This window comes from Pseudomonas fildesensis, from assembly GCF_001050345.1.
GTDB lineage: Bacteria > Pseudomonadota > Gammaproteobacteria > Pseudomonadales > Pseudomonadaceae > Aquipseudomonas > Aquipseudomonas fildesensis.
On record NZ_LFMW01000012.1, the window covers coordinates 234,970 to 255,016 of the forward strand.

Genomic DNA, 20,047 nt, shown 5'->3' on the forward strand with positions numbered 1-20,047 from the left:
CAGCGGGCCATGATCGTCAAAGGTTCGACGATGCTGGTTTATTTGGCACTCAGCGCCAGTTTGGCAACTTGTGGTGCCGGCTGGTAGCCCGGAATCACCTGGCCGTCAGCCAAAACGATAGCCGGTGTACCGTTCACGCCGATGGACTGGCCGAGGGCGAACTGCTTGGAAACCGGGTTGGCGCATTTGGCCGACTTGATTTCCTTGCCGTCGACCATCTTGTCCATGGCCGCTTTCTTGTCGGCCGCACACCAGACGGCTTGCAACTGCTCATCACCCGGCGAGCCCAGGCCCTGACGCGGGAACGCTACGTAGCGCACTTCGATGCCCAGCTTGTTCAGCGCAGGCACTTCGGCGTGCAGCTTGTGGCAGTACGGGCAGGTGGTGTCGGTAAAGACGGTAATGTGGGTCTTGGTTTCGCCGATGGCCGGATAAACCACGGTTTCAGCCACCGGAATACCGTTGATCAGCCTGGACACGCCCAGGCGCTCGGCTTTCTCGGTCAGGTTGACCGGCTTGCCGTCTTTCAACTGGAACAGGTAGCCCTGGACGATGTACTGGCCATCGGCACTGGCGTACAGCACGCGGCTGCCCTTGAGCTTGACTTCGTACAGGCCGGCCATCGGGCTGGCGCTGATGCTTTCGATCGGCGTGTCGAGCTGCAGGTTGGCCAGGCTCTTGCGAATGGTCTGCTCGGCGGCGTCATCGGCGACGACAAAAGTGGAAACCAACGCAATGGCTGCGGCGGCAATAATCTGGGTCAAGCGCATGGGAACTCCTGAAGGCAGATGCAGGGACGGGTGCGGAACACCGATCTGGAAACACGGGCCTGTAAACACAAGTCTGGCCGTCCCCTTTGCTAACCGGCAAAGCCTACCACAGTTGGGCCGCAGGGCAGCCCGTGGCGGGATAAATTGGCCATTTACAGACAGATCTCAGCCGCGAGGATGGTGCTTGGCGTGCATATCCTGCAAGCGTGCCCGCGCCACATGGGTGTAGATCTGGGTGGTAGACAAGTCGCTGTGTCCGAGCAGCATTTGCACCACACGCAAATCCGCCCCATGGTTGAGCAAATGGGTGGCAAACGCATGGCGCAACGTGTGAGGCGAGAGGCTCTTGCCGATCCCGGCGACCTTGGCCTGGTGCTTGATGCGGTGCCAGAACGTCTGGCGAGTCATCTGCTCGCCGCGTTGGCTGGGGAACAGCACATCGCTGGGGCGCCCACCGAGCAGTTCTCCGCGGGCATCGCGCATATAGCGCTCAACCCACACAATCGCCTCCTCGCCCATCGGCACCAGTCGCTCCTTGCTGCCCTTGCCCATCACCCTCAACACGCCCTGGCGCAGGTTGACTTGCTCCAGCGTCAGGCTGATCAGCTCGGTCACCCGCAGGCCACAGGCGTACAGCACTTCCAGCATCGCGCGATCACGCTGGCCGATGGCCTCGCTCAGATCAGGCGCGGAGAGCAAGGCATCGACGTCGGCTTCCGACAGGGATTTGGGCAATGGCCTGCCAAGTTGCGGCATGTCGACCTGCAGGGTGGGGTCGAGGGCGATCAGCTTTTCGCGCAGCAGGTAGCGATAAAAGCCACGCACGCCGGAGAGAAATCGGGCCGTGGAGCGCGGCTTGTAATTCTGCTCCAGGCGCCAGGCCAGGTGATCCAGGATCAGCTCGCGGCCAGCGTTGATCAGTTCGAGGTTTTTTTCCTGCAACCAGCCATTGAACAGGGCCAGGTCACTGCGATATGCCTGGCGGGTGTTGTCAGACAGGCCTTTTTCCAGCCACAGGGCGTCGAGGAAACGGTCGATCAGAGGGTGGTCAATGGCGGGCATAGGCGCTCAGGCAGGGAAAATGGTGGTGTCGGGTAGATCCTATCGCAGCATAGGCATCCACACATCAATGAAGGCAGGCAAAATAACCTGTGGCGAGGGAGCTTGCTCCCGTCGGGGCGCGAAGCGGCCCTAATTGACCATTGAGGTCCAACAGAAAGACGTCTGTTGCAGGTTTCAGGACTGCTGCGCAGCCCAACGGGAGCAAGCTCTTATCAAACTTAAAATAACTTACTGATTTTAAAGGGTTAAAATTTCACCCTAAAGTCTTGAGTCTTGCATAAACAATTTCAGGCGAGCGCATTCTTGTGGCGAGCGGGCTTGTCCCGCGTTGGGCTGCGCAGCAGCCCCAAAACCAGGCGCAGAGGAGTGCCCGATACACCGCATTCGTCTTCATCAGGGGCGCTTCGCACCCCAACGCGGGACAAGCCCGCTCGCCACAGAGGTCCCAGTTTGCTGCGCGACAGCGCTACGTCGAAGAGGTAGTGGGACCTCCCTCGCCACAAGTACAGTGCGCCCCCTTAACTAATCGGCATTACCCGCACTAGCCCCCTTTCGGCGCAACCGCCGCACCACCCGCCCTGCTGGCGCGCCAAATCAGTGCATCAAGCACGACACGCCTTGCCACAACTGCACTGAAAACGCCCTGCGCGCACCTCGGCACAGCCTTTGCAAACACCCCTTTCAGCGTCCGTATCTAGCCCTCTAAAAACAGGTTCATGGAGATCGCACAATGAAGCGTCGTAACTTGCTCAAGGCTTTCACACTCACGGCAAGCATTGCCGCGATGGGCATGACCTGGACCGTCCAGGCGGCCGAGACGATTAAGGTCGGCATCCTGCACTCGCTCTCCGGGACCATGGCGATTTCCGAAACATCGCTCAAAGATATGGCCTTGATGACCATCGACGAGATCAACTCCAAGGGTGGCGTGAACGGCAAAATGCTCGAACCGGTGGTCGTCGACCCGGCCTCGAACTGGCCGCTGTTCGCCGAGAAAGGCCGGCAGTTGTTGACCCAGGACAAGGTCGCGGTGGTGTTTGGTTGCTGGACTTCGGTATCGCGTAAATCGGTACTGCCGGTGTTCGAAGAACTCAACGGCCTGCTGTTCTACCCGGTGCAATACGAAGGCGAAGAAATGTCGCCCAACGTGTTCTACACCGGTGCGGCGCCTAACCAGCAGGCGATCCCGGCGGTGGAATACCTGATGAGCGAAGAAGGTGGCAGCGCCAAACGCTTCTTCCTGCTGGGCACTGACTATGTGTACCCACGCACCACCAATAAAATCCTGCGTTCGTTCCTGCACGCCAAAGGCGTAGCGGATAAAGACATCGAAGAGGTCTACACCCCGTTCGGTCATGCCGATTACCAGACCATCGTCGCCAACATCAAAAAATTCTCGGCCGGCGGCAAGACCGCCGTGGTCTCCACCGTGAATGGCGACTCCAACGTGCCGTTCTATAAAGAGCTGGCCAACCAGGGGTTGAAAGCCACCGACGTACCGGTGGTAGCGTTCTCGGTGGGCGAAGAAGAACTGCGCGGCATCGACACCAAACCGCTGGTGGGTAACCTCGCGGCCTGGAACTACTTCCAGTCGGTGGAGAACCCGGTGAACACCAAATTCGTTGCTGACTGGAAAGCCTACGCCAAGAAACACAACCTGCCGGGCGCAGATAAAGCCGTGACCAACGACCCAATGGAAGCCACCTATGTGGGCATCCACATGTGGGCGCAGGCCGCTGAGAAAGCCAAGTCCACCGACGTCGACAAAGTGCGTGAAGCGCTGGCCGGCCAGACCTTCGCCGCGCCGTCGGGCTTTACCCTGACCATGGACAAGACCAACCACCACCTGCACAAGCCGGTGATGATCGGCGAGATCCAGGCCGACGGTCAGTTCTCGGTGGTGTGGCAGACCCAGGAGCCGATTCGCGCGCAGCCGTGGAGCCCGTACATTCCTGGCAATGACAAGAAGCCGGACTACGCCGTGAAGAGCAACTAAAGCCGCTGATCGTTCCCACGCTCTGCGTGGGAATGCATCCCGTGACGCTCTGCGTCACACAGCGGACGCGGAGCGTCCATGGCGGCATTCCCACGCAGAGCGCGGGAACGATCTATAGGAACCATTTGTTATGCCCACTGCCCTCCACCGCCTCATCCTCACGGCCCTGCTGTTGCTGCCCCTGGCGGCATATGCAAACGACGCCGAAGACTTCCTGGCCGCCAACCCGTCGCAACAAGCCAAGCTGCTTCAGGACTGGGCCGCCCAGCCTGATCCTGCGCGCATCGAGTGGGTGGACGCCCTGCAACAAGGCCAACTCACGGTCAACGGTGAAACCAAAACCGTACGCCTGAACAACCGCCTGCGCGGCCTGATCGACAACGTGCAGGCCAGCCAGCAACTGCTCGCCGCCGACCCCAAGGTACGCCTGGCCGCTGCGCAAACCCTGCAGAAAAGCGCGCAACCTGCGCAACTGAAATTCCTCGACCAGCAAGTCGCCGCAGAAACCCACGAGGAGGTGCACACCGCCCTCAGCCTGGCCTTGGCCAACCTGCAACTGGTCGATACCGACCCGGTGGTACGCCTGGCCGCCGTGCGCTTGCTCGGCAGCACCGGCGACCCTCTCGCACGCACCCGCCTCGAAGCCCTGCTCGCCCCCGGCGTCGAAACCGATGCCGCCGTACACACCGCCGCCGAGACCAGCCTGGCCCAGGTCAAGCGCAAACTGCTGCTCGGCGAAATCCTCGGCCAGGCGTTCAGCGGCATGTCCCTCGGATCGATCCTGCTGCTCGCGGCCCTCGGCCTGGCAATCACCTTCGGCCTGCTCGGCGTGATCAACATGGCCCACGGCGAGATGCTGATGCTCGGTGCCTACTCGACCTATGTGGTGCAACTGATGATGCAGCGCTACGTGCCCCAGGCCATCGAGTTCTACCCGCTGATCGCGCTGCCAGTGGCGTTTTTCGTCACTGCAGTGATCGGCATGGCCCTCGAACGCACGGTGATTCGCCACTTGTACGGCCGGCCGCTGGAAACCCTGCTCGCCACCTGGGGCATCAGCCTGATGCTGATCCAACTGGTGCGCCTGGTGTTCGGTGCGCAGAACGTTGAAGTGTCCAACCCCGAGTGGCTGTCCGGCGGCATTCAAGTGCTGCCCAACCTGGTGCTGCCGTACAACCGCATCGCGATCATCGCCTTCGCGCTGTTCGTGGTGGTGTTGACCTGGCTGCTGTTGAACAAGACACGCCTGGGCCTCAATGTGCGCGCCGTTACCCAGAACCGCAACATGGCCGCCTGCTGCGGCGTACCCACCGGGCGCGTGGACATGCTCGCGTTTGGCCTCGGTTCCGGCATCGCCGGTCTGGGCGGCGTAGCCCTGAGCCAGATCGGCAACGTCGGCCCGGACCTGGGCCAGAGCTACATCATTGACTCGTTCCTGGTGGTGGTGCTCGGCGGTGTCGGCCAGTTGGCCGGTAGCGTGATGGCCGCCTTCGGGTTGGGCATCGCCAACAAGATTCTTGAACCGCAGATCGGTGCCGTGCTCGGCAAGATTCTGATCCTCGCGCTGATCATTCTGTTTATCCAGAAACGCCCGCAGGGACTCTTCGCACTGAAAGGACGGGTGATCGACTGATGAACCAGCCATTGATGCTCACGGCCGCGCAAAAAGCCGGCACCAAGGTGACGATTGCGGTCGGCGTAGTGATCCTCGCCGCGCTGCTGGCGCTGCCGCTGCTGTCGTTATTGCCGCCCGACAACACCTTTCATGTCTCGGCCTACACCCTCACGCTGACGGGCAAGATCCTCTGCTACGCCATCGTCGCCCTGGCCCTGGACCTGGTGTGGGGCTATGCGGGGATGTTGTCCCTGGGCCACGGTTTGTTCTTTGCCCTCGGCGGTTATGCGATGGGCATGTACTTGATGCGCCAGGCCTGCGGCGATGAACTGCCGGCGTTCATGACGTTCCTGTCGTGGACCGAATTGCCGTGGTACTGGGTAGGCACCGAGCACTTCCTCTGGGCCATGTGCCTGGTGGTATTGGCGCCAGGACTCTTGGCGCTGGTGTTCGGTTTCTTCGCCTTTCGCTCGCGGATCAAGGGCGTGTATTTCTCGATCATGACCCAGGCCCTGACGTTCGCCGGGATGCTGTTGTTCTTTCGCAACGAGACAGGGTTTGGCGGCAATAACGGCTTCACCAATTTCCGCAGCATCCTGGGCTTCGGGATTACCGAACCGGGCACGCGGGCGGTGCTGTTTTTTGCCACGGTGGTGTTGCTGGTGACAAGTTTGTACATCGGCTGGCGCCTGGCGCAGAGCAAGTTCGGCCGCGTGTTGACGGCACTGCGCGACGCCGAGAACCGCCTGATGTTCTGCGGCTACGACCCGCGCGGCTTCAAGCTGTTCGTGTGGGTGTTAAGCGCCGTGCTGTGCGGTTTGGCGGGAGCGTTGTATGTGCCGCAAGTGGGCATCATCAACCCCAGCGAAATGTCGCCCACCAACTCCATCGAAGCCGCTGTGTGGGTCGCCTTGGGCGGGCGCGGCACCTTGATCGGCCCGCTGCTGGGCGCCGGCGTGGTCAACGGCATGAAGAGCTGGTTCACCGTGGCGTTCCCGGAATACTGGCTGTTCTTCCTGGGGGCGTTGTTCATCATCGTCACCTTGTATTTACCCAAGGGCGTGATCGGCCTGTTGAAGAAACGGGGTGAGCAATGAGAGTGACAGCGACGGCGGAATTTATGCTTGAACCTATTCTCGAACCGAACAAAGACGCGGGCAGCAGCCGCGATGCCATCGGCATCGGCCAGGCCGCCGGCAAGGGCCTGAACACCCGCCACGGCACCATCCTGACCCTGGAAGATATCAGCGTCAGCTTCGACGGTTTCAAGGCGCTCAACGACCTCAACCTGTACATCGGCGTCGGCGAACTGCGCTGCATCATCGGCCCCAATGGCGCGGGCAAAACCACGCTGATGGACGTGATCACCGGCAAGACCCGACCCAGCCACGGCAATGCCTGGTTTGGCGAAACCCTCGACCTGACAGGCATGAGCGAAGTGCAGATCGCCCAGGCCGGCATCGGGCGCAAGTTTCAGAAACCGACGGTGTTCGAGCCCCTCAGCGTGTTCGAAAACCTGGAGCTGGCGCAGAAGACCGACAAGTCGGTATGGGCCAGCCTGCGCGCACGCCTGAGCGGCGAGCAAAAAGACCGCATCTTTGAGGTGCTCGACACCATTCGCCTCACCGCCTCGGTGCATCGCCCGGCGGGCTTGCTGTCTCACGGGCAGAAGCAGTTCCTGGAAATCGGCATGTTGCTGATGCAAGACCCGCAACTGTTGCTGCTGGACGAACCGGTGGCTGGCATGACCGACGCCGAAACCGAATTCACCGCCGAGCTGTTCAAACGCCTGGCGGGCAAGCACTCACTGATGGTGGTGGAGCATGACATGGGGTTTGTCGGCTCGATTGCCGACCACGTGACTGTGTTGCACCAAGGCAGCGTGCTGGCCGAAGGGTCGCTGGAGCAGGTGCAGGAAAACGAGCGGGTTATCGAGGTTTACCTCGGTCGCTGAAAGCTGATCGTTCCCACGCTCTGCGTGGGAATGCCGCCGGGGACGCTCCGCGTTCCGCTGTCGATGCAGCGCTCAAGTCCTGCGCAAGGGTGACGCGGAGCGTCACGGGATGCATTCCCACGCAGAGCGTGGGAAAGATCAATCGGCCAGCTTGCGACTTGAAGCCCAACTAACGGAGTTCAAATGCTACAAGTACAACACCTTCACCAATACTACGGCGGTAGCCACATCCTGCGCGGGCTGTGCTTTGACGTGAAAATCGGCGAAGTCACCTGCCTGCTCGGCCGTAACGGCGTGGGCAAGACCACCTTGCTCAAGTGCCTGATGGGCCTGCTGCCGACCAAGGAAGGCGCGGTGAACTGGGAGGGCAAGGCCATCACTGGCTTCAAGCCGCACCAGCGCGTGCACGCCGGGATCGCCTACGTGCCCCAGGGCCGGGAGATTTTCGGCCGACTGACGGTGGAAGAGAACCTGCTGATGGGACTGTCGCGTTTCCCAGGCTCCGAAGCCAAGGAAGTGCCGGCATTCATCTACGAACTGTTCCCGGTGCTGCTGCAAATGAAACATCGGCGTGGCGGCGATTTGTCCGGCGGCCAGCAACAGCAGTTGGCGATTGGCCGGGCCCTGGCCAGCCGCCCGCGCCTGTTGATCCTCGATGAGCCCACCGAAGGCATCCAGCCGTCGGTGATCAAGGAGATCGGCGCGGTGATCAAGAAGCTCGCGGCACGCGGCGATATGGCGATCCTGCTGGTGGAGCAGTTTTATGACTTCGCCGCCGAACTGGCCGACCAGTACCTGGTGATGTCACGGGGCGAAATCGTCCAGCAGGGCCGTGGCGAAAATATGGAAAGCGAGGGTGTGCGTGGCTTGGTTTCTATATAAGTTACGCTCTAATCTGTAGCGTCCTAACGATAAGCACTTAACCATGAACCAGCCCGTTTCCCCTGCCCTGTTCACCCCCAGCTGGCACGCCGCGCTGGAACTCGGCTACGCGCGTTTCGACGACACCACGCGCCCGGTGATGCGCCGCCATGTGGGCCCGCTACGCGTGCAAAAACACCTGTACGCCGAAGGCCCCGAGGTGTGCCAGCACATCATCGTGCACCCGCCCGGCGGGATTGCCGGCGGCGACCGCCTGAACATCTGCGCCCACGTTGCCGAAGGCGCCTGGGCGCAATTGACTAGCCCTGGCGCGGCCAAGTGGTACCGCGCCAGCGGCCCGGCGTTTCAGCAGCTCGAATTGACCGTGGAAGCCGGCGCGACGCTGGAATGGCTGCCCCAGGAAACCATCGTATTCAGTGCCGCCCAGGCCGAACTCACCACACGCATCGACCTGCACGGCGATGCCCGGTTGTTCTACTGGGACGTGATCGCCCTCGGACGCCCAGCGAGTGGCGAGCGTTTCGACCTGGGGCACTTTCAATCACACCTGGATATCCGCCGCGACGGCCAGTTGCTCTGGCATGAACGCCAGCGCATTGTGGGCGCCGACGGTTTACTCGACTCGCCCATCGGGCTGGATGGGCAACCGGTGTTCGCAACCCTGCTGCTGACCGGCGACGTCGCCCCTGAATTGCTTGAACAGTGCCGCGCCCTGCCCAACGCCGTGCGCGGCGACCTGACACAACTGCCCGGCTTGCTGGTAGCTCGTTGCCTGGCCAGTGAAGCGCTGCTGGCGCGGGGATGGTTGATTGATTTATGGAAATTGTTACGCCCTGCAGTGCTTGGTCGAGAAGCCGTTGCACCACGAATCTGGAGCACATGAAGATCAACAATGTGGGAGGGGGCTTGCCCCCTCCCACACTTGATCTCCTTTGTATTTACGAATGTATTTCACCACGGACTGAACCATGGACCTGACCCCACGGGAAAAAGACAAACTGCTGATCTTCACCGCCGGCCTTGTCGCCGAGCGCCGCCTGGCGCGCGGTGTGAAGCTCAACTACCCGGAAACCATCGCCTATATTTCCGCAGCGCTGATGGAAGGCGCGCGCGACGGCCGCACCGTGGCCGACCTGATGCATTTCGGCACCACCCTGCTCAACCGTGAACAGGTGATGGAAGGTATCCCGGAAATGATCCCGGATATCCAGGTGGAAGCCACCTTTCCCGACGGCACCAAACTGGTCACCGTCCACCAGCCCATCGCCTGAGGCCCGGCCATGATTCGTGATGCAACCGAGCACGACCTGCCGCACATCCGTGACATCTACAACGATGCGGTACTCAACACCACGGCAATCTGGAACGAACAACCGGTGGACCTGGGCAACCGCCAGGCCTGGTTCAACGCGCGCCAGGCCCAGGCCTATCCGATCCTGGTCGCCATCGAGAACGATGAAGTCATCGGCTACGCCTCGTTCGGCGACTGGCGTCCTTTTGAAGGCTTTCGCTACAGCGTTGAGCACTCGGTGTACGTGCGCAACGACCAACGCGGCAAAGGCCTCGGCCCGCGCCTGATGCAAGCGCTGATTGAACGCGCCAAAACGTGTGGCAAACACGTGATGGTCGCCGCCATCGAAAGCGGCAACCAGGCCTCGATCCGCCTGCATGAACGCCTGGGTTTCATCACCACCGGGCAGATGTCGCAGGTGGGCATCAAGTTCGGCAGTTGGCTGGACCTGACCTTTATGCAACTGACGTTGAATCCGGGCGCAGAACCGCCCAAGGAGTGAGATTGATGAACGCCGCTCAACTGCGTCGAGTCAATGCTGAAAGTTTTGCCCATTACCGCCTGGGCCTGATTGAGCTGTTGCTGGACGCGGTCAGGCACGGCGCCTCGGTCGGTTTCATGGCCGACTTCGATGAGACCCAGGCCCGCACCTATTTGAGCGGCGTGCAGGCGAGTATCGAAGACGCCAGCCTGCTGCTGTGGGTAGTGGTGCGCAACGAACAGGTGATCGCCAGCGTGCAATTGGCGCTGTGCCAGAAAGCCAACGGCCTGAACCGCGCCGAAGTGCAAAAGCTGCTGGTGCACAGCAACGCGCGCCGCCATGGCCTCGGCCAGCAGTTAATGAGCACCCTGGAACTCGCCGCGCGCCAGCACAAGCGCGGCCTGCTGTACCTGGACACCGAAGCCGGCTCCAGCGCCGAAGCCTTCTACCAGTCGCTGCGCTACACCAAGATCGGTGAACTGCCCGATTACTGCCAAAGCCCGGACGGGCGCTACAGCCCGACCGCCATCTACTTCAAGACCCTGGGGCAACCTGCATGATTCCTGGTGAATTTCAGATCCAGCCTGGCGAGATCGAACTCAACGTTGGCCGCCGCACCGTCACGTTGAGCGTGGCCAACAGCGGCGACCGGCCGATTCAGGTCGGCTCGCACTACCACTTTTTCGAGACCAATGACGCGCTGACGTTTGACCGTGCATTGAGCCGCGGCATGCGCCTGAATATTCCGGCGGGCACGGCGGTGCGGTTTGAGCCGGGGCAGAGTCGTGAGGTGGAATTGGTCGACTTGAGCGGCAAGCGCCGGGTGTTCGGCTTTGCCGGGCGGATCATGGGCAATCTCGACTGACCTGTGGCGAGGGCGCTTGCTCCCGTTCGGGTGCGCAGCACCCGCAGATGAGCTGACTCAATCCGTCTGACCCACCCCCAGTGTATGGCCTTGGGGCCGCTACGCAGCCCAACGGGAGCAAGCTCCCTCGCCACAACGATCGAGGACAACGTTTAATGAAAATTTCCAAACAAGCCTACGCCGACATGTACGGCCCCACCGTCGGTGACAAGGTGCGCCTGGCCGACACCGAGTTGTTCGTCGAAGTGGAGCAGGACTTCACCGTCTACGGCGAAGAAGTGAAATTCGGCGGCGGCAAGGTGATCCGCGATGGCCAGGGCCAGAGCCAATTGCTCGCCCATGAGGTCGTGGACACCCTGATCACCAACGCACTGATCATCGACCACTGGGGCATCGTCAAGGCCGACGTCGGCTTGAAGAACGGCCGCATTCATGCGATCGGCAAGGCCGGCAACCCGGATATCCAGCCGGGTGTGACCATGGCCATCGGCGCCAGCACCGAAGTGATCGCCGGTGAAGGCATGATCCTCACCGCCGGCGGCATCGACTCCCATGTGCATTTCATCTGCCCGCAGCAGATCGAAGAAGCGCTGACCAGCGGCGTCACCACCATGATCGGCGGCGGCACCGGGCCGGCTACCGGCACCAACGCGACCACCTGTACTTCGGGCCCGTGGCACCTGGCGCGCATGCTGCAAGCCAGTGACTCGTTCCCGATGAACATCGGTTTTACCGGCAAGGGCAACGCGAGTTTGCCGGAGCCGTTAATCGAACAGGTCAAGGCCGGCGCGATTGGTTTGAAGCTGCATGAAGACTGGGGTACCACACCGGCCAGTATCGACAACTGCCTGAGCGTCGCCGACCAATACGACGTGCAAGTGGCGATCCACAGCGACACCCTCAACGAATCCGGCTTCGTCGAAACCACCCTCGCCGCGCTCAAGGGTCGCACCATTCACACCTACCACACCGAGGGTGCCGGGGGCGGTCACGCGCCGGACATCATCAAGGCCTGTGGCTTCCCCAACGTACTGCCCAGCTCCACCAACCCAACGCGGCCGTTCACCCGCAACACCATCGACGAGCACCTGGACATGTTGATGGTCTGCCATCACCTGGACCCGAGCATTGCCGAAGATGTGGCCTTCGCTGAAAGCCGCATCCGCCGCGAGACCATCGCTGCCGAAGACATCCTGCACGACCTCGGCGCCTTCTCGATGATCAGCTCCGACAGCCAGGCCATGGGCCGCGTTGGCGAAGTGATCACGCGCACCTGGCAGACCGCCGACAAAATGAAAAAACAGCGCGGCGCCCTGCCGGGTGACGGCCCCGGCAACGACAATTTCCGCGCCAAGCGCTACATCGCCAAGTACACGATCAACCCGGCGATCACCCACGGTATCAGCCATATCGTCGGTTCGATCGAAGTGGGCAAGTGGGCCGACCTGGTGCTGTGGCGCCCGGCATTCTTCGGCATCAAACCGACCCTGATTCTCAAGGGCGGCGCGATTGCCTCAAGCCTGATGGGCGACGCCAACGCGTCTATTCCCACACCGCAGCCGGTGCACTACCGCCCCATGTTCGCCAGCTTCGGCAGCTCGCTGCACGCCACCAGCCTGACGTTTATCAGCCAGGCCGCGCAGGATGCCGGACTGCCCGCGGCCCTGGGTTTGAAAAAGCAGATTGCTGTGGTCAAGGGTTGCCGCAACGTGCAGAAAACCGACCTGATCCACAACGATTACCTGCCGGATATCGAGGTTGATCCGCAGACTTACCAGGTCAAGGCCGACGGCGTGCTGCTGTGGTGCGAACCGGCCGATGTGCTGCCCATGGCCCAGCGCTACTTTTTGTTCTGACGAAGACGATTCAGCCCCGAAGACTGTTCGTCTTCGGGGCTGAATGCAGCGGCTGATCAAATGGCCACAGGCCCTAATGCCGATCAGTTAAGGGTAAACACCGTAACTGTGGCGAGGGAGCTTGCTCCCGTTGGGCCGCGAAGCGGCCCCAAAGATGGGACTGCTACGCAGTCCAGCGGGAGCAAGCTCCCTCGCCACAAGTTATTGTTCGCCCTTTCTATTTCTTAACTGATCGGCATTAGCCACAGGCCCCGGAATCAGACGGCCAGTGGCAACCGCCGCGTTACGCAAACTGTGCTTCTATCATGCCTTCGCTGTACTGATAATCCATTCGCAGCTCAGCGCCCGCAGGAATATTTTCGGTCGCAAATACCGCCGTCAGTAGAAAACGGGTACGCGTTGTTTTTGCTGCAGGCCCCACACCCCATACCTCATCCGCGTCAACGTCGAACCCGACACCTTCAACGTTGTAACCCCCCACGGCCTGACGCACAGGTTTGCCGTCAGCGTCGTACTCAAAGTGGGTATTGATCCTGGAGAGAATGTTGTCCCCCGAGATTTCGATCGGCTCCACTCCCAGTTTTCCAGGGGTCGGTCTAACGCCTGCGAGCATGATGTAAGTCTGCCCTCCGGGACTGCCCACTCCAGAGGGAAGAACGGTCCCGCCGTAAACGCCGACGATTTCCCCTTGGGCGATACGCGTGTTGGCCACCACCATGGACTGCCCTATCAGCGACTTTTCCTGGGGCACCTTCATATCCTGCGCAGTGAACACACGCCGCTGCAGTTTCTGCTCATAAAGTGCCCCCACGGCCTCAAACCCTTCAAACTGAATGTACGGCTTGATGGGCGCTGAACGGTATTGAACACCCGACTGCGCAATGACGGTTCTCTGCAGTTCTCGAATACGTATCGGTTTGCCCTGTAGATCCCTGAGCGGATACCTGCCGTTGTTAACACGGTCATAACTGCCGGGTATATTTCTGAGGTGTATGAAATGAACTTCGCGCTTCATCGAAGCGAGTTCGTCCGCCGTGTAGGGCGCCACCGGCATGGACTCGGTGGTGTCTTCAAACACCTCCTCGGCAGCACCTGGCCTCATCCCTCCCGACAAGCCTCTGCGCGTCCAACCCCCGGCTACATCCGGTTTGGCGATGATCCCGCTGCTGGCCAGGGCAAACGGATTATCTCGCGCCTGCACCCACAACACGTAGTGCTCGCCGTCCCCGGCATCAGGCATGCTCGCAATGAAGTACTGTTTCCCATTGAGATCGATGGCTTGCGCCTGTGAGAGCTGCAACCCAGGCGTTGCTCGTTCGCTGGCGGGCACCAGCACTTCAAGGTTTTCGCGCGGCAACAGAATCTGCGCGATTTCCTGGCGGCTCAATGCTTCGATCAATGCACTTTCCTTGATCGCCAGCTGCGCTTGCAGGTTATCGGCTTTCTCCTTATAGACCCCGTCGGACAACGTCTCGGCAACCCGCGCCGCATGCAGCGCGACCAGCTGCTGCTGATAGGGCTCGCTCTGCGCATCAAATTGCGTACGGTGCTTGTGGGTTACATAGTCCTGCCAGAAATCCTGGGACAACAGGGCCTGAAACTCTTCGGCGGAGTTGTCCAGGGCGACGATTTTTTCGTAGGCGGTGTCCAGCATCGCCGGTGTGACCCCGCCCATGCTGGTGAACCGGACTTGCTGCGGCTGCCCCGGCAATTGCAACCGGTCCTTGAGGCCGAAGCGATACGCCAGCCGGATCTCCACTTCTTCAGCCAGACGTGCTGTATGGGGCAACTTATCGGCTATCGAAACCGCAGGGTCATTGACGATGGCCTCGCTGCGCTGGATGTCCGTTGATGCAAACTTGTCGACTTCGTGCAGACGGAACAAACCTTTGGACAAACTCGACAGCTGTGCACCTTGCACCTGCCCCGTGGCTTGCGCACGCGCCTTGTAGACCAGTGTCATCACTTCCATATTGCTGAACGAGAACGCCGCGCGGTCGCAGCAACCCGGCTCGCCCGCTCGGTCGAATAACGCCTTGCGGTGGTTGTCCGATTCCGCAGTGTTTTCGCTGATGCTGTCGATCACTTCCCAGACGCGACGTTGCAGGTCGGCATGGCCGGTGCCGGCCGGGTCCAGGCGATTAAGGATGTCGAAGAACGGGCCTGCACGCTCCTCGCCACGTAATGCCTGCCACTGGGCTTCTTTGGCTGACAGTTGGCTCGCGGGCAGGTCCTGGGCCCAGCGCAGGAACGGCTGCTGCGCGCCGGCTCCGGGTACGACCGGCGCACGGATGTTCAGCGCGGTGGTCACCAGGTTGTTCGGATTGCTCGCTGACGCCAGCCCCGCCTGCTCCAATCGCCGGTTGTACGCCCTGACCTGTTGCAGGGTGCCCTCAGTCAACGGATTGCCGGATACAAACGTCACACCATTAACCCGCGCCGACTGCGCCAACTGCTCGTCAGGTGGCGCAATGACTGAGGCCGGAAGGGTGGTGATGTTGTTGTTCCTCAGATCGATGCTGTCCAGCCTCGGTTGCTCGGCCAAACCGGCGGGCCAGGTATCAATACCCGCGTTGTTCAGGTTGAGCGAGCGCATATCGGTGATCAGGCTGAAATCCGGCGGGGTGCCGAGCACGTTGTGGTGCAGCCAGAGCGCTCGCAGTGTCACGCGCTGCGACAGGATCTGCGCCGTTTCTGGGCTCAGGCGGATTTGGTTGTTATTCAAAAACAAACGGGTCAGGCCATGCATGTCCCTCAGGGCCGGCGGCAGCTCGCGCAGCTGGTTGTTTGACAGCTCCAGCCAGCGCAGATGCCGGTAGCGCGCCAGGAACCCTTCCGGCGAAGCGCTGAGCCCCATGTTGCTCAATTTCAGTGAACCCACATGGCTGAAATCGACATCCAGATCCGGCAAGCTCGGCAGCGCCAGGCCACTCAGGTCCAGCTCCAGGCCAATCGGTTGCCGGTCATTGTTAAGCACTTGCGGGGTGTCCCGGCGCCAACACGCGAGGATCCGTTGCTGGGCCTGGTAACGAGCATTCTGGCCACTGGCGTTGGCTTGCCGTTGGTGTGTCCTCACATAGCGTTGGCGTTCGCCGCCCCCCGAGAACAACCAGGCGTTTAACTGCCGTTGCAGGCTATTGAACTCCTGTTCGAGCCGGGCCAGCTCGGTGTCGGGATTTTCACCCAAGTTCCAGAGCCACTCCCTGGCCTCGTGCGTGCGCTTGTCCGGGTACATGCGCCGAACCTTTTCAAGCCTGGGGTTGCCACTGTCAAACGCGCCGTCGCGGGCGTTTTTCGCCAGGCCCGGCTGGGCCTGTTCCAGGCGCCGCCAATAGCGATCGAACTGCTGCCAATAATCGGCAGGAAATGGGTTGCCTTCAAGCAGGGTGACGCTATTGAGTCGTGCGCTCTCTTCGAGCTGCTCAACCGGCGGGTTAAGGTAGTGCGCGGGCACCTCACGCAATAGGTTATGGCTCAAGTCAACGACCTCCAACCCCGTGCGCGCGGCCAACCCCGTTGGCCACTGCTCCAGTTGCGTGCCCCTCAACCCCAGGCGTTTCAAGTGCGCCATTGCGCTGAAATCCGGGGCAACCCCCAGTGGATTACCGGAGAGGTAAAGCGTTTCAAGGTTGCCGAGGGTGCTCAGTACTCTGGCGCTTTGGGGGGTCAAGCGAAGGGTGTTGGTGGATAAATCCAACGAGGTCAGGGTGTTCATGGCACCCATGGCGGCGGGCAGCGCAGTGAGCCCGCATTTGCGAATGCTCAACGTTTTGAGCTGGGTGAATTTTTCAAGGAATGCATCCGCGTTGCCCGACCATTTGGCACCGTAGAGATCAAGCTGCTCGACATGACTGAAGTCGGCGCTCAATACCGGCAGCTCCAGCCCGCCCCTCGCCACCCACCGCAGGGGGCCTCTACTCGTACGACGCCAGTGGCTCACAATATCCTTGGCGAAACGAAGCACTGGGTCGAAGGGATCCACCACGCCCGGAGCATTGGCTTGAACCCAAACCTGCAGCGCCTTGCGCAGCGTCTTGAACTCAGCTTCCCGAAGCGCCAGCCCACCTTGGACATTACTCCCCAATGACTGGACAAAGGCCGTGACTTCCTCGTCAGTCATGGCGGGGTACAACGCGCGGACACGGGCGTTTACGGCCACCTCCGAAGGGCCAAAGACACGGCTCAGCAGCTGTCGAAACCCACGGCCACCGCCCAGCAGTCGCTGCCCCGCTTCAATGCTTGGCCTAAGCACAGGATGCTCCAGCAACACCGTGCGCAGCGGTGCGCGAGGCAGCGGTGAGTGCGAAATAGCGGCCTTCATTTGCAACGCATCGGTAAACCCCAGGGCCTGGCGCTCTGCGGCGGACAGCAGGTCCCAGGTCGCCGCGTAGAAATCCCGGGGCATGGGCGCCTCGAACAAGCCATTGTCCTTGAGTACCAAGGTCTTGAAGGGGGTTGAATCCGTGGAACCTATCGCATCGAGCAACGTGCCCTGGGCCGAATATTGGCGCAGTTCCACCCGCGTTCCGCGCCGCCACCCAGGCAAGGTTTCCAGGGTGCGCAGGGCCAGGCGCTGGCTGTCGATGTCCGCCAGGCTGTCCAGGTGCAGCCTTTCATAGGCACGCGATACGCGTGTTTCCTGCTCAAACCAGCGCGCCTGCGCACGCTGCTCTTCAGGCAAAACCCCGCTGTCGCGAAAGGTCTGCAATTGTTCGCCCGTCAGGCTTTTGATCAACTCGGCGGCCATCGACGTCGGCAGTTTGGGGTAAGTGCCCAAGACCCGTCCCACCTCTGGGTCGTCGGTCGCATTTAATGCTTCGTAGCGCTCTTCAGCCAATGAGCCCTTGAACGTCTCGACGATAGTGGCGATGTACTCGCGCAGCTTGCCGGCGCGTACCGCCAGCGCGTCTTCAGCATTGCCGGGGATTTCCTTGAGGCCGAGGTCAACGCCTTGCAGGGAACTCAACACCTCTTCGAGCAGCTCGCCGCGCGCCAGTTGGCTTTCAGTGACCACCACCACGCGCCTGAATACCGTTGCCGGGGCATCAGCGTCCCAAAGTACCCTGAGTTCGCCATCCAGGACTCGAAGCGGTGCGTTGACGGGCAACATTCCGCGACGCTGAATCATCTGCAGTTGCAGCGCCGGGTCAGCCTTGGCGTAGACCGCCGGGTCGCGGCTGTGCATGTGCTCGACAAAGGTCGTCAGGTCCTGGTGGGCCTTGAAGTGCTGGATCGAGTCCTGCAACAACAAGGGCACCGGCTCATGCTCGACGAAGGTCTGGCGCAAGGTGTCTTCATCGACGCCGCTGGCGATGCGGGCCTGTTCCAGTGTCTGGGTGTCGAGCCCACGCTGCTCCAGGCCCAGGCGCCTGATCAGGGTCGGCTTGTCCCACGTCAACGGCTCTTCGACTTCATGACTCCAGGCGCCGCTCAGGTTATGTTCCAGTTGCGGTTCATACGCACCGGGGCGGCTGGGGTGCTGGATGCGGTACTGGCCGGTGTCGGCCTCCTGCCGGACCTGATAGTGATCAGTTTCATGGGGCAATAGCGTCTGCCCGTTCTGCCGGTACAGGCCCAAAGCGTCTGGCTTGGCGTCTTGAGCCAATTCGACGGGCACCTTATAGGGCGTCATATCAGGGTTCCACAGCACCTGCTTGCCGGTTGGCAGCGTCACCGGCTTAAGGTGGTCGACACTGCTCGCCAGCTTGATTTCGGGCAACACCTTGGCCCCGGCGGCCAGCATCGCCGCATTGAGCGCCACACTCGAGAAGTGCGCCCACATGGTCTTTAAATCGCCTTGCTCGTAAGCTTCGATGCCTTCATACACTTGCGTGCACATCTGCGCCCCACCGACCGCCAGCATGATCGGCCCCAGCCCCGGCACCACAAAAGCGGCGAGGTTGAACACGCTCATCACCGCGTCCATGTAGCTCGACAGCCGGTCCATTCGCGCCTTGCGGTCTTCGTCGCCGGTGGGCACAGCAACGGCGCGGGCGTCGGAGAAAATCTTGCGCAGCTGGTCCGCGCGCAACTGCTCCCACAGGTTGGCGCCGATCACTCGCTCATCCAGGGGCAATTTCACCGGCCTTGACGCTATCGGGTAATCGCCGGCCGCGCCGTTGTCCCTGGACGGTTTGTACAGCGCATTGAAATGCTGGAAAACACTCCCCTGCTCGCGCTGGGGCACAAAGCGGCTGAAAAAGCGGCGGTACGAAGCACTGTGCAAACGGGCCCTGAGGTCGACCATGAACTCGGCGCTGGAGGCATATTCCTTGAGCGGCTGCTGGGGGTCATTGGGGATATACACCACCAGGCGCTCGACCCTGTCACTGTCTTTACGGTCAGGCCCGATCATCAACGGCCCCACCAATACACTGCCAAATAGCTTCAGCGCAGCAAACGTCACCGGCTTGCCATCGAGGGTGGCGCTGCTCGGGTCGGTGATCACCGGCTTGATCATGCGGTAAGCATCGGCGCTGATCCCCCACTCAGGCGTGTGAACGGCCACCTCGGCGCTCAGCGCCAGCAGTTGGCGGTGATGCTCTTGCAGTTGGGTTTGCAGCGCGGTGCGTTCGGTTAGAGCCTCTGGCTGGACGATGGCCTTGATGTGCTGCTGATACAAAGTCCCCAAGTCCAGGGCGCGGCACAGGTGGGCAAATTCATGCGGGGCGATGGGCAGGGCCTGGCGATTGACCGCGTGAAACGTCGGTATGACTTCACCGTCATACGCGCTCCACCGGGTGATGATCTGGCAATCACTGCAGGCACTGGCCTGGGCTTCCTCGGGCGTAAAATTGGCCAGGGCGGCCTCAAGCAACGAAACGCCACGGTATTCATAACGTAGCGCCAGGTCGCTCGCCTGTTCGAAGACAAGCGCACCGAACAGGTCGTCGCGGCTTTTAAACGCATATTTGCGGGCGAAGTAGACGTTCTTGACATCCACATCCAGGTTGAAGCGTTTTTTGATCGCGTCTTTAAGCGGTTGCTCGGCAAAGGCGAGTACATCCTTGATACCGCCCAGGGTGTTCTCCACCTGGTTCAAGGTCTCGCGGTAGCGCGTATGGCTGTCGGCCAGGGCAGACTTTTGCTCAGCCGTGGCGCTCAGATACCAACTGGGCAGTTCTATTACCTGGTTGGCGAGTTCTTCCTGGCGCTGGCTGGAACCCTGGTTGAACCAGGCAGGCACGCGGTCTTTGAGGAAGTCGTAGTGCACACCCCGAAGGTCAACATTAAAGGAGCCTTCGGCGGTAGGGGGAACGGGTTGTTCTGACATAA

14 protein-coding genes are annotated in these 20,047 nt (G+C 61.2%); 11 read left to right on the forward strand and 3 right to left on the reverse strand.

Going from position 1 to position 20,047, the window contains the following annotated elements:
- Nucleotides 1-38: 38 nt before the first annotated feature.
- Both ACR52_RS18245 and xerD read right to left on the reverse strand, forming a co-directional pair.
- Complete coding sequence (locus ACR52_RS18245) at nucleotides 39-770, reverse strand: thioredoxin fold domain-containing protein (protein WP_048727265.1); 732 nt, start codon at nucleotides 768-770, stop codon at nucleotides 39-41.
- Between the two features lie 165 nt (nucleotides 771-935).
- Complete coding sequence (xerD, locus tag ACR52_RS18250) at nucleotides 936-1,832, reverse strand: site-specific tyrosine recombinase XerD (RefSeq protein ID WP_048727268.1); 897 nt, start codon at nucleotides 1,830-1,832, stop codon at nucleotides 936-938.
- Nucleotides 1,833-2,562: 730 nt separating this feature from the next.
- On the opposite strand from xerD, the gene urtA reads away from it, so the two are divergent.
- The 11 genes from urtA to ureC all read left to right on the forward strand — a co-directional run bounded on the left by urtA (nucleotide 2,563) and on the right by ureC (nucleotide 12,772).
- On the forward strand, nucleotides 2,563-3,828 hold the full coding sequence (urtA, locus tag ACR52_RS18255; protein WP_048727271.1) for an urea ABC transporter substrate-binding protein: 1,266 nt from the start codon (nucleotides 2,563-2,565) through the stop codon (nucleotides 3,826-3,828).
- Nucleotides 3,829-3,958: 130 nt separating this feature from the next.
- A complete protein-coding gene (gene urtB / locus ACR52_RS18260) occupies nucleotides 3,959-5,461 on the forward strand; it encodes an urea ABC transporter permease subunit UrtB (RefSeq protein ID WP_048727273.1) in 1,503 nt (500 codons plus the stop codon).
- A complete protein-coding gene (gene urtC / locus ACR52_RS18265) occupies nucleotides 5,461-6,540 on the forward strand; it encodes an urea ABC transporter permease subunit UrtC (protein ID WP_048727275.1) in 1,080 nt (359 codons plus the stop codon). Before urtB ends, urtC begins: the two co-directional genes overlap by 1 nt.
- On the forward strand, nucleotides 6,537-7,397 hold the full coding sequence (gene urtD, locus ACR52_RS18270; RefSeq protein ID WP_048727278.1) for an urea ABC transporter ATP-binding protein UrtD: 861 nt from the start codon (nucleotides 6,537-6,539) through the stop codon (nucleotides 7,395-7,397). Before urtC ends, urtD begins: the two co-directional genes overlap by 4 nt.
- Before the next feature lie 183 nt (nucleotides 7,398-7,580).
- Nucleotides 7,581-8,279 (forward strand): urea ABC transporter ATP-binding subunit UrtE, encoded by a 699-nt coding sequence (gene urtE / locus ACR52_RS18275; protein ID WP_048727281.1) that lies wholly within the window; start codon nucleotides 7,581-7,583, stop codon nucleotides 8,277-8,279.
- Between the two features lie 43 nt (nucleotides 8,280-8,322).
- Nucleotides 8,323-9,162, forward strand: coding sequence for an urease accessory protein UreD (locus ACR52_RS18280; protein WP_048727284.1), 840 nt, complete (start codon nucleotides 8,323-8,325; stop codon nucleotides 9,160-9,162).
- Nucleotides 9,163-9,247: 85 nt separating this feature from the next.
- Nucleotides 9,248-9,550: an urease subunit gamma gene (locus ACR52_RS18285; RefSeq protein ID WP_048727287.1), complete on the forward strand. Its 303-nt coding sequence runs from the start codon at nucleotides 9,248-9,250 to the stop codon at nucleotides 9,548-9,550.
- A gap of 9 nt (nucleotides 9,551-9,559) precedes the next feature.
- Nucleotides 9,560-10,072, forward strand: a complete 513-nt coding sequence (locus ACR52_RS18290) for a GNAT family N-acetyltransferase (protein ID WP_048727290.1) — start codon at nucleotides 9,560-9,562, stop codon at nucleotides 10,070-10,072.
- A 5-nt stretch (nucleotides 10,073-10,077) separates the two neighbouring features.
- The gene (locus ACR52_RS18295) at nucleotides 10,078-10,611 is read left to right on the forward strand and encodes a GNAT family N-acetyltransferase (protein WP_048727293.1); all 534 of its coding nucleotides are present in this window, start codon (nucleotides 10,078-10,080) and stop codon (nucleotides 10,609-10,611) included.
- On the forward strand, nucleotides 10,608-10,916 hold the full coding sequence (locus tag ACR52_RS18300) for an urease subunit beta (protein WP_048727296.1): 309 nt from the start codon (nucleotides 10,608-10,610) through the stop codon (nucleotides 10,914-10,916). Before ACR52_RS18295 ends, ACR52_RS18300 begins: the two co-directional genes overlap by 4 nt.
- Before the next feature lie 155 nt (nucleotides 10,917-11,071).
- Entirely contained in the window at nucleotides 11,072-12,772 is a 1,701-nt protein-coding gene (gene ureC, locus ACR52_RS18305; RefSeq protein ID WP_048727298.1) for an urease subunit alpha, read from the forward strand.
- Nucleotides 12,773-13,055: 283 nt separating this feature from the next.
- Here ureC and ACR52_RS18310 read toward each other — a convergent pair whose 3' ends face one another.
- A complete protein-coding gene (locus ACR52_RS18310) occupies nucleotides 13,056-20,045 on the reverse strand; it encodes an NEL-type E3 ubiquitin ligase domain-containing protein (protein ID WP_048727301.1) in 6,990 nt (2,329 codons plus the stop codon).
- Nucleotides 20,046-20,047: the final 2 nt, after the last annotated feature.

What these genes read in the sequence shown, in the direction of transcription:
- ACR52_RS18245 (WP_048727265.1), bottom strand. Translation starts at nt 770, where the DNA reads ATGCGCTTGACCCAGATTATTGCCGCCGCAGCCATTGCGTTGGTTTCC.
- xerD (WP_048727268.1), bottom strand. Translation starts at nt 1,832, where the DNA reads ATGCCCGCCATTGACCACCCTCTGATCGACCGTTTCCTCGACGCCCTG.
- urtA (WP_048727271.1), top strand. Translation starts at nt 2,563, where the DNA reads ATGAAGCGTCGTAACTTGCTCAAGGCTTTCACACTCACGGCAAGCATT.
- urtB (WP_048727273.1), top strand. Translation starts at nt 3,959, where the DNA reads ATGCCCACTGCCCTCCACCGCCTCATCCTCACGGCCCTGCTGTTGCTG.
- urtC (WP_048727275.1), top strand. Translation starts at nt 5,461, where the DNA reads ATGAACCAGCCATTGATGCTCACGGCCGCGCAAAAAGCCGGCACCAAG.
- urtD (WP_048727278.1), top strand. Translation starts at nt 6,537, where the DNA reads ATGAGAGTGACAGCGACGGCGGAATTTATGCTTGAACCTATTCTCGAA.
- urtE (WP_048727281.1), top strand. Translation starts at nt 7,581, where the DNA reads ATGCTACAAGTACAACACCTTCACCAATACTACGGCGGTAGCCACATC.
- ACR52_RS18280 (WP_048727284.1), top strand. Translation starts at nt 8,323, where the DNA reads ATGAACCAGCCCGTTTCCCCTGCCCTGTTCACCCCCAGCTGGCACGCC.
- ACR52_RS18285 (WP_048727287.1), top strand. Translation starts at nt 9,248, where the DNA reads ATGGACCTGACCCCACGGGAAAAAGACAAACTGCTGATCTTCACCGCC.
- ACR52_RS18290 (WP_048727290.1), top strand. Translation starts at nt 9,560, where the DNA reads ATGATTCGTGATGCAACCGAGCACGACCTGCCGCACATCCGTGACATC.
- ACR52_RS18295 (WP_048727293.1), top strand. Translation starts at nt 10,078, where the DNA reads ATGAACGCCGCTCAACTGCGTCGAGTCAATGCTGAAAGTTTTGCCCAT.
- ACR52_RS18300 (WP_048727296.1), top strand. Translation starts at nt 10,608, where the DNA reads ATGATTCCTGGTGAATTTCAGATCCAGCCTGGCGAGATCGAACTCAAC.
- ureC (WP_048727298.1), top strand. Translation starts at nt 11,072, where the DNA reads ATGAAAATTTCCAAACAAGCCTACGCCGACATGTACGGCCCCACCGTC.
- ACR52_RS18310 (WP_048727301.1), bottom strand. Translation starts at nt 20,045, where the DNA reads ATGTCAGAACAACCCGTTCCCCCTACCGCCGAAGGCTCCTTTAATGTT.